The following is a 9,593-nucleotide window of genomic DNA, read 5'->3' on the forward strand; positions in this document are numbered from 1 at the left end:
TCCGACGCGCCCCACCGCCCTGAGACGCGCGAGGGCTCCGGCCGCCTGACCTGCGGGACCCGCGCGTCCCCCGGCGACCGGCCCACGGCGCCGCGGTGGCCGCGCGGCCCGTACGGCGCAACGCTCCCGCTCCCCGTGCGCGGCAGGCACCGCGGCCCCCTGACCCGTCCGCCGCACGGAAGGACCGCACGGCGCGACGGCGCACGCACCCCTCGGCTCCCACCGGACGTGGCAGCGCCCAGTGAGGGCGCGCCCCGGGCGCAGTAGGCTTCGGCGCGTGACCCGGAGCCCCACATACCCGCTGGGGACACATCCGCCGAGGAGCGCCCCCGCATGAGTCTGCCCCAGAGCAAGAGCCTGGTCCTTCGGACCATCAGCCGCGAGCAGCATCTGGCGTACATCCAGAGCCTGCCGTCCGCCAGCCACTGCCAGGTCCCGGCATGGGCCGACGTGAAGACGGAGTGGCGCTCGGAGAACCTCGGCTGGTTCGACGCCTCCGGCCAGCTGGTCGGCGCGGGGCTCGTGCTGTACCGGCAGCTGCCGAAGATCAAGCGGTACCTCGCGTACCTGCCCGAGGGCCCGGTCATCAACTGGCACGCGCCCAACCTGGACGAGTGGCTCCAGCCGATGCTCGCCCACCTCAAGCAGCAGGGCGCCTTCTCCGTGAAGATGGGCCCGCCGGTCGTCATCCGCCGCTGGGACGCGGCCGCGATCAAGTCCGGCATCCAGGACCCCGACGTCAAGCGCCTGCGGGACGTCGAGGCCACGGAGATCGAGCCGCGCGCCTTCGAGGTCTCGGACCGGCTGCGCAAGATGGGCTGGCAGCAGGGCGAGGACGGCGGCGCCGGCTTCGGCGACGTGCAGCCGCGCTATGTCTTCCAGGTGCCGCTGGCGAACCGTTCGCTCGACGAGGTGCTCAAGGGCTTCAACCAGCTGTGGCGCCGCAACATCAAGAAGGCCGAGAAGGCCGGCGTCGAGGTCGTCCAGGGCGGCTACAACGACCTGGCCGAGTGGCAGCGGCTGTACGAGATCACCGCGGAGCGCGACCACTTCAGGCCGCGCCCCCAGTCGTACTTCGAGCGCATGTGGACGGTCCTGAACACCGAGGACCCCAACCGCATGCGGCTCTACTTCGCGCGGCACGAGGGCGAGAACGTCGCCGCGGCGACGATGCTGATCGTGGGCGGCCACGTCTGGTACTCGTACGGCGCGTCCGCGAACCACAAGCGCGAGGTCCGCCCGTCGAACGCGATGCAGTGGCGCATGCTGCGGGACGCCTACGCGATGGGCGCGACCGTCTACGACCTGCGGGGCATCTCCGACTCCCTGGACGAGACCGATCACCTCTTCGGCCTGATCCAGTTCAAGGTCGGCACGGGCGGCGAGGCCGTCGAGTACATCGGCGAGTGGGACTTCCCGCTGAACAAGCTGCTCCACAAGGCGCTCGACATGTATATGTCGCGGCGCTGACCGGGCCGGGGCCGTTCCGTACGGCCCCGCACCGGCCCCTCTCCCCATGGCTTCATCTGCTTCATCGAGACCAGCTGACGGCAACGGCAGCCGCGAGAAAGGTTCAGGACCGGCATGGCGCTCTCCCTCTACGTCGACACCGCGCGCTGGCGGGCGCACCAGAAGTCGGTCATCGACCAGTTCCCCGGCATCGTCCCGGTCTGCAAGGGCAACGGGTACGGCTTCGGGCACGAGCGGCTCGCCGAGGAGACGACCCGGTTCGGCTCGGACATGCTCGCCGTCGGCACGATCTACGAGGCGGCCAGCATCAAGGACTGGTTCGGCGGCGACCTGCTGGTCCTCACGCCGTTCCGGCGCGGTGAGGAGCCGGTGCCGCTGCCGGACCGGGTGATCCGCTCCGTCTCGTCGGTCGACGGCGTGTACGCGCTGGTCGGCGCCCGTGTCGTCATCGAGTGCATGAGCTCCATGAAGCGCCACGGCGTCAAGGAGGAGGAACTCGGCCAGCTGCACGCGGCGATCGAGGACGTGCGGCTCGAGGGCTTCGCGCTCCACCTGCCGCTCGACCGCACGGACGGCTCGGACGCCGTGGAGGAGGTCATCGCCTGGATGGACCGCCTGAGGGCGGCCAGGCTGCCGCTGCACACGATGTTCGTGAGCCATCTCAAGGCCGACGAGCTCGCGCGGCTCCGGCAGCAGTTCCCGCAGACCCGGTTCAGGGCGCGCATCGGCACCCACCTGTGGCTCGGCGACCACGACGCGACGGAGTACCGGGGCGCCGTCCTCGACGTCACGCCCGTGGTCAAGGGCGACCGGTTCGGCTACCGGCAGCAGCGCGCCGCCTCGGACGGCTGGCTCGTCGTCGTCGCGGGCGGCACGTCGCACGGCGTCGGCCTGGAGGCCCCGAAGGCACTGCACAGCATGACGTCGCGGGCGAAGGGCGTGGCGCGGGCCGGGCTCGCGACGGTGAACCGCAACCTGTCGCCGTTCGTCTGGGCGGGCAAGCAGCGGTGGTTCGCCGAGCCGCCGCACATGCAGGTGTCGATCCTGTTCGTGCCGTCGGAGGCGGAGGAGCCGCAGGTCGGGGACGAGCTGGTGGCGATCCTGCGGCACACGACCACGCAGTTCGACCGGATCGTCGACCGCTGAGGCGACCGCTCGACAGGACTCCCGCCGCGCGGGGCCCCGAGGCCCGGCGGCGCCCCGGAGCCCGCGGTTCAGGGCCTCACCGCTCGGGGACGGCGTCCCGCACGGCCGCCTCGTCGGCGCCGCCGGTCCGGGGGACGGGCCCGGCGGCCGTGCGCCGGCCGCGGGCCGCCTCGCCGACGACGAACACGTCGGGCGCCCCGTCGAGCACGCCGCCCGAGGGGTCGTCGGACCCGTCGGCCCGTACGGGGTCGCGCTCGGGGAGCAGCGCGTCGCGTACGACCAGGGCGCACAGGTACAGCGTGCCCGCCAGGTGGAGCGCGATGGCCAGCTGGTAGCCCGCCGCGGGCAGTCCCTTGTGGGCGTCACCGCTGGTCGTGTACGCGAGGTACATCCAGATGCCGAGGAAGTACATGACCTCGCACGCCTGCCAGACGAGGAAGTCGCGCCAGCGCGGCCGCGCGAGCGCGGCGAGCGGCACGAGCCACAGCACGTACTGCGGCGAGTAGACCTTGTTGGTCAGGATGAACGCGGCGACGACCAGGAACGCGAGCTGCGCGAGGCGCGGCCTGCGCGGCGCCGCGAGCGCGAGCGCGGCGATGCCCGCGCAGGCCAGCACCATCAGCACGATCGAGTACGTGTTGACCGGGTGCACGTCGCCGTTGAACGCGCCGGTGCGCTGGCTGATGATCAGCCAGAACGAGCCGAAGTCCACCGGCCGCGACTGGCTGAACGTGTAGAACTTCTTCCACCCCTCGGGGGCCGGCAGCATCACCGGCAGGTTCACCACGAGCCAGGCGCCGGCCGCGCCGAGCAGCGCCGTCCCGAACGCGCGGAACCTGCCGGCCCGCCAGCACAGCACGAGCAGCGGCCCGAGGATCAGCACGGGGTAGAGCTTGGCCGCGGTGGCGAGGCCGATGAGGATGCCGAACGCGACCGTGCGCCCCCGCGTCCACATCAGCATCGCCGCGGCGGTCAGGGCGACCGCGAGCAGGTCCCAGTTGATGGTGGCGGTCAGGGCGAAGGCGGGGGCGAGCGCCACGAGCAGCGCGTCCCAGGGGCGGCGCCGGTGGGTGCGGGCCGTGCACACCGCGATGATCACCGCGCAGACCAGCAGCATCGCCGCGTTGGCCATCCAGTACGCCTGCTCGCGCCCCACCAGGTCGCCGTCGCCCGAGGTGAACAGCGAGGTGATCCAGGAGGCGACCTCCATGAACAGGCCGGTGAGTACGGGGTACTCCAGGTAGTCCATGTCGCCGTTGAGGCGGTCGAAGTACGGCACGAGGCCGTCGGAGAACCCGCGTGCCTGGAAGAGGTGCGGGATGTCCGAGTAGCAGGCGCGGGTGTACTGCGAGCTCGCGCCGCGGAACCACGCCCAGTCGTAGCAGGGCAGCTTCTGGGCCATGCCGAGCGCGAACATCCCGATCGCCACCAGGGCGATGACCCGCACCGGGGTCCACCAGCCGCCCCCCGGCACGGCCCAGCGGCCGAACGGGCCGCCGATCAGCTCGCTGCCGGCCGCGGCGATCCGGTCGCGTCGGGTCGGCGCGACGTCCGGCGGCTCCTGGGGCGCGAGGGACGTACCGGGGGGCACGGAGGTGTCTTCTGCGCTCGGCATGGCGCCCATCCTGCCGTACAGACCTGGCAACGCGGCGGGGGCCGCCGCATCCGGCCCGTACGTGGGTACGGAACCGGAGCGGCGGCCCCCGTGGGACGGCCTGCCCCGTGCGGGGCGGGCTAGGAGTCCGGCCCGCCGAACAGGCCGCCGCCGTCGTCGGTACCGCCGTCCGTGCCGCCGTTGCCCGTGCCGCCGTCGGTACCGCCCGGGGGCGAGGCGGGCGGCGACTGGCCGCCCGTGCCGCCGTCGCCGCCGCCGTCCGTGCCACCGTCGGCCCCGCCGTTCTGGCCGCCGTCGTCGGAGCAGCCGAAGAACGACGAGCACGAGTCGGAGGGCGAGGGGGGAGCCGGCTGGGAGTCCGTCGGGCTCGGCGAGTCGGACGGGGACGACGACGGGGTGTCGGAGGGCGAGATCGACGGCGAGGGCGGCGGGGAGTGCAGGCCGCCGCCGTAGACCGCGTCGCCGATCGGCTCCGGCTTCGGGAACTTCAGAACGGGCGCGCCGTCGAGCGCGGCCGTCATGTAGTCCTTGAAGATCGCCGAGGGGAACGAGGCACCGTGGATGGTCTTCTGGCCGCCGGTGCCGTACATCGACAGGAACTTGCGGTCCTTGCTGCTCGCGTTGTCGTCCATCCGGTACATGTCGATGGCGGTCGAGAGCTGCGGGGTGTAGCCGACGAACCAGGCGGACTTGTTCTCGTCGGTCGTACCGGTCTTGCCCGCGATCTCCCGCCCGGTGACCTGGGCGTTCGTGCCCGTGCCCTTGTCGACGACCGTGCGCAGGACGTCGGTCACGTTGTCCGCGACCTGCGCCGGCATGGCCTGGGTGGGCTTGTCCTGGTGGCGGTAGATCTGCCGGCCGTTCTTGAGGACCTTCTCCACCGAGTACGGGTCGCGCTGCTTGCCGTGCTGGGCGAAGGTCCCGTACGCGCCCGCCATGCGGATCGCGCTCGGGTCGGAGATGCCGATGGAGAACGACGGCACGTCCGACTTGCTCAGCTGGTCGGGGGAGAGGCCCGCCTTGACGGCCTCGTCACGGATGGTGGGGATGCCGACGTCCATGCCGAGCTGGACGAACGCCGAGTTCACCGACTCGCGCATGGCCTCGCGCAGGCTGATCGAGGGCTGGCTGTAGCCCTCGTCGTTCGCCTGGAGCCACTCCTTGCCGTCCTTGTCGGCCCAGACCTGACCCGTGTAGTCCTTGATCTTGAGCAGGTTCTTGCCCGGGTAGCGGCTCTTGTCCGGGTTGACCGGGGTGCGCTCGGAGTCGGGCTGGTCGGGGCCGAGCGTGGGGTCGCGCCTGCCGTGCTCCATCGCCGCGGCCAGGACGAACGGCTTGAAGGTCGAACCGACCTGGGCACCGGTGAAGTCGGCGTTGTCGGTGAAGTGCTGGGTCGCGTCCTCACCGCCGTAGATCGCGACGATCTTCCCGCTCTGCGGGTCCACGGACGCGCCGCCGAACTGGACGTACTTGTCCTGCCCCGGCCGCTTCTTCGGGTCGATGTTCTCCTTGCGGACCTTCTCGACGGCGTCGCTGAGCTGCTTGACCTTCTTCTTGTCGAAGGTCGTGTAGATCTCGTACCCGCCCTTGGACAGGTCGTCCGACGTGATGCCCTGGGTGTTGTTGTTCGCGAAGTACGCCTTGGCCAGGTCGACCAGATAGCCGACCTGGCCGCTGAGCTGTGCGGACTTCTTCAGCGGCTGCGAGGTGGGGAGCTTGGTGTACTTGGCGCGCTCCGCGGGCTTGAGGTAGCCGTTCTGGACCATCTGATCCAGCGTCGTCTTCCAGCGGAACGTGATGCGCGCGGTGTTGGCCTGCGGGGTGGCCTGCGGGTTCAGGTCCACGTTGCCCTGGGGGTCGTAGAGCGTGGCGCCCTTCAGCAGCGCAGCGAGGAAGGAGCACTGGCTCGGGTTGAGCTGCTTCGCGTCCACCCCGAAGTACGTGCGGGCCGCGGCCTGGATGCCGTAGGCGTCGCGGCCGTAGTAGGAGGTGTTGAGGTAGCCCTCGAGGATCTGCCGCTTGTCGAGCTTCGTACCGACCTTGAGCGAGATGAAGATCTCCTTGAACTTGCGGCTCAGCGTCTGGCTCTGGTCGCCGAGCAGCGCGTTCTTCACGTACTGCTGGGTGATGGTCGAACCGCCCTGGGTCTCCTCGCCCTTCGCCATGTTGACGACGGCGCGCGCGATGCCCTGGGGGTCGATGCCCGAGTCCGTGTAGAAGGTCTTGTTCTCCTGGGAGACCACGGCGTCCTGCATGGCCTTCGGGATCTGGTCGATGGAGATGATCTGCCGGTTGACCTCACCACCGGTGGAGGCCATCGGGGTCCCGTCCGACCAGTAGTAGACGTTGTTCTCCGCCTTGGAGGCGAGGCTCTGCTGCGGCAGTCCGACCAGCGCGTACGCCACCGAGCCCGCGGCGATGAGCGAGCCGAAGAAGGCGAGGCAGAGGGCGCTCGTGAGCTTCCACGACGGCACCCAGCGGCGCCACCCGTACTTGTCGTAGCGCGGATAGTCGATGAAGTGTTTCTTGCCGGGCCCGCGCCCCCTGCCCCGGCCTCCGGGATCGGCGCCGCGCCTGCGGCCGCCGCGCTGGGCGGCTCTGCGGGCGGCCGCGCGGCCGGCGTACGGCTCGCCGTCACCGTGCGGGCCCGGGCGGTGTGCGCCGCCGGCGGGCCCGGCTGATCCGGTGCGGGACGCCGAGGCCTCGCCTCGGGAGGGGGCGGCGCGGCGGCCGGACGGCTGCTGTGCTGCGCGCCTGGCCGCGGCACGTCCGCCGCCTTGCGGCTGCGGCGGTTTGCGACGGTGCTCGCTCATCGAACGACTACTCCTCGGGCAGGCGCGGACGCCTGGAAGCGGCAGGTGGGTTCCGGTCCCCCGTGCTGTCCACGGACGGCCCCGGCGGCGAGGCGTGCTCGCCGCGGCGGACGCCGCCGACGCGGCACCCGCAGCCGTGGCCCCCAGGGCCCGGCAGAGCCCGGACGGGCCGTGCTCCCCTGCGGCGCTGGGTTCCCGGTGGTCTGCATGCCGCACAGACTACGCACGGTCAAAACCCACTGAGGCCCGAAGTTCACCCCAAAACAGGCAACTTGGATGCTGTGAATTGACGATGTGATCGCGTTCACGAGTCCCCCTCTTGTCGCATGCGTCCCACACCTCTATCGTCGGGATGTATCGAGTCGATACATCAGGGCGACATGTCAGTGCGCGGCAAGCGCCTCGTCGGCCCTTCAGGACGGCGGAAGGGGCAGGCATGAGCAGGCGCTCGGGAATCCTCGAATTCGCCGTCCTCGGCCTGCTGCGCGAGTCCCCCATGCACGGCTACGAGCTGCGGAAGCGGCTCAACACGTCGCTGGGCATCTTCCGGGCGTTCAGCTACGGGACGCTGTACCCGTGCCTGAAGTCCCTGGTGGCGAACGGCTGGCTGATCGAGGAACCGGGCAGCGCCCTCGAGGACGCCCTCGCGGCGTCCCTCGCCGGGCGACGGGCCAAGATCGTCTACCGGCTGACGGCCGAGGGCAAGGAGCACTTCGAGGAGCTGCTCGCCCACGCCGGGCCCGACGCCTGGGAGGACGAGCACTTCGCGGCGCGGTTCGCCTTCTTCGGCCAGACCGAGCGCGAGGTGCGCATGCGGGTCCTCGAAGGGCGCAGGAGCCGCCTTGAGGAGCGCCTGGAGAAGATGCGGGGCTCGCTCGCCCGCACGCGTGAGCGCCTCGACGACTACACGCTGGAGCTCCAGCGGCACGGGATGGAATCCGTGGAGCGTGAGGTGCGCTGGCTCAACGAGCTCATCGAGAGCGAGCGGGCCGGCCGGGACCGGCGGGGAGCCGCCGAGACCGGTGGCGCGGCCGGAGCCGGTGACCCCGGCCCGTCGGCCGCGGCCGGGCACCGCACACCACGCGACACCACCGACCACACGGACGGTCTGCCCCGGAGCCGGGGCGCCGCATCTGCCGAGGGTTCACCCTCGCGGCGCCCCGGCCCCGGTCCGTCCGACGACAGGACCAAGTGAGGCCCCGCTCCGCGCGGAGCCTCATCGGGAACACCGATCACACACAGGGAGCAACCGGAATGGGTTCGGTTCGCGTAGCCATCGTCGGCGCCGGCAACTGCGCTTCGTCGCTCGTGCAGGGCGTCGAGTACTACAAGGACGCCGACCCGGCGGGCAAGGTGCCGGGTCTCATGCACGTACAGTTCGGCGACTACCACGTGCGGGACATCGAGTTCGTCGCCGCCTTCGACGTCGACGCCAAGAAGGTCGGCCTCGACCTGGCGGACGCGATCGGCGCCAGCGAGAACAACACCATCAAGATCTGCGACGTCCCCTCCACCGGCGTGACGGTCGAGCGCGGCCACACCCTGGACGGTCTGGGCAAGTACTACCGCCAGACCATCGAGGAGTCCGACGAGGATCCGGTCGACATCGTCCGGATCCTCAAGGACCGCGAGGTCGACGTCCTCGTCTGCTACCTGCCCGTGGGCTCCGAGGAAGCGGCGAAGTTCTACGCCCAGTGCGCCATCGACGCCAAGGTCGCGTTCGTCAACGCGCTGCCGGTGTTCATCGCGGGCACCAAGGAGTGGGCGGACAAGTTCACCGAGGCCGGCGTGCCGATCGTCGGCGACGACATCAAGTCGCAGGTCGGCGCGACCATCACCCACCGCGTCCTGGCGAAGCTGTTCGAGGACCGCGGTGTGGTCCTCGACCGCACGATGCAGCTCAATGTCGGCGGAAACATGGACTTCAAGAACATGCTGGAGCGCGAGCGCCTGGAGTCCAAGAAGATCTCCAAGACGCAGGCCGTCACCTCGCAGATCCCCGACCGCGACCTGGGCGCCGACAACGTGCACATCGGCCCCTCCGACTACGTGGCCTGGCTGGACGACCGCAAGTGGGCCTACGTCCGCCTGGAGGGCCGCGCGTTCGGCGACGTTCCACTGAACCTGGAGTACAAGCTCGAGGTCTGGGACTCCCCGAACTCCGCGGGTGTCATCATCGACGCGCTGCGCGCCGCGAAGATCGCCAAGGACCGCGGCATCGGCGGCCCCATCCTCTCCGCCTCGAGCTACTTCATGAAGTCGCCGCCGGTCCAGTACTTCGACGACCAGGCCCGCGAGAACGTGGAGAAGTTCATCCGCGGCGAGGTCGAGCGCTGACCCCGTGACCGGCCGTGGGCCCCGGGGACGGCGTCCCCGGGGCCCACGCGCGTGCGGGCGCCCCGTGTTTCACGTGAAACATCGCGCGGGCGGCGCGCCGCAGACGAGGGGGCGGGGTCATGTTTCACGTGCAGCGGCCCCCGCGCTCGCCGACACCGGCGTCTTCAACATCGTTCCGATGTTCTTCGACCGGATCACCCGGGGCGAGGCGC

Annotated in this window: 6 protein-coding genes and 1 pseudogene; 5 read left to right on the forward strand and 2 right to left on the reverse strand. The window is 70.8% G+C overall.

Features of this window, described 5'->3' with window-relative positions:
* Positions 1-333 precede the first annotated feature (333 nt).
* Positions 334-1,470, forward strand: a complete 1,137-nt coding sequence (locus tag AB0910_RS15360) for a peptidoglycan bridge formation glycyltransferase FemA/FemB family protein (RefSeq protein WP_366745074.1) — start codon at positions 334-336, stop codon at positions 1,468-1,470.
* Positions 1,471-1,584: 114 nt separating this feature from the next.
* Positions 1,585-2,616 (forward strand): alanine racemase, encoded by a 1,032-nt coding sequence (locus AB0910_RS15365; RefSeq protein WP_366745075.1) that lies wholly within the window; start codon positions 1,585-1,587, stop codon positions 2,614-2,616.
* A gap of 76 nt (positions 2,617-2,692) precedes the next feature.
* Here the strand turns inward: AB0910_RS15365 and AB0910_RS15370 are convergent, their stop codons facing one another.
* Together AB0910_RS15370 and AB0910_RS15375 are read right to left on the reverse strand one after the other, a co-directional pair.
* Positions 2,693-4,231, reverse strand: a complete 1,539-nt coding sequence (locus tag AB0910_RS15370) for a glycosyltransferase 87 family protein (protein WP_366745076.1) — start codon at positions 4,229-4,231, stop codon at positions 2,693-2,695.
* 119 nt (positions 4,232-4,350) lie between these two features.
* Complete coding sequence (locus AB0910_RS15375) at positions 4,351-7,044, reverse strand: transglycosylase domain-containing protein (RefSeq protein ID WP_366745077.1); 2,694 nt, start codon at positions 7,042-7,044, stop codon at positions 4,351-4,353.
* A gap of 436 nt (positions 7,045-7,480) precedes the next feature.
* On the opposite strand from AB0910_RS15375, the gene AB0910_RS15380 reads away from it, so the two are divergent.
* The 3 genes and pseudogenes from AB0910_RS15380 to AB0910_RS15390 all read left to right on the forward strand — a co-directional run.
* A complete protein-coding gene (locus AB0910_RS15380) occupies positions 7,481-8,239 on the forward strand; it encodes a PadR family transcriptional regulator (RefSeq protein WP_366745078.1) in 759 nt (252 codons plus the stop codon).
* Between the two features lie 59 nt (positions 8,240-8,298).
* Entirely contained in the window at positions 8,299-9,381 is a 1,083-nt protein-coding gene (locus tag AB0910_RS15385) for an inositol-3-phosphate synthase (RefSeq protein ID WP_366745079.1), read from the forward strand.
* Positions 9,382-9,499: 118 nt separating this feature from the next.
* Positions 9,500-9,593 (forward strand): annotated as a pseudogene (locus AB0910_RS15390) (UDP-glucose 4-epimerase GalE); the annotation flags it as partial.

It is taken from the genome of Streptomyces sp. NPDC047002 (assembly GCF_040704505.1).
Taxonomy (GTDB): domain Bacteria; phylum Actinomycetota; class Actinomycetes; order Streptomycetales; family Streptomycetaceae; genus Streptomyces.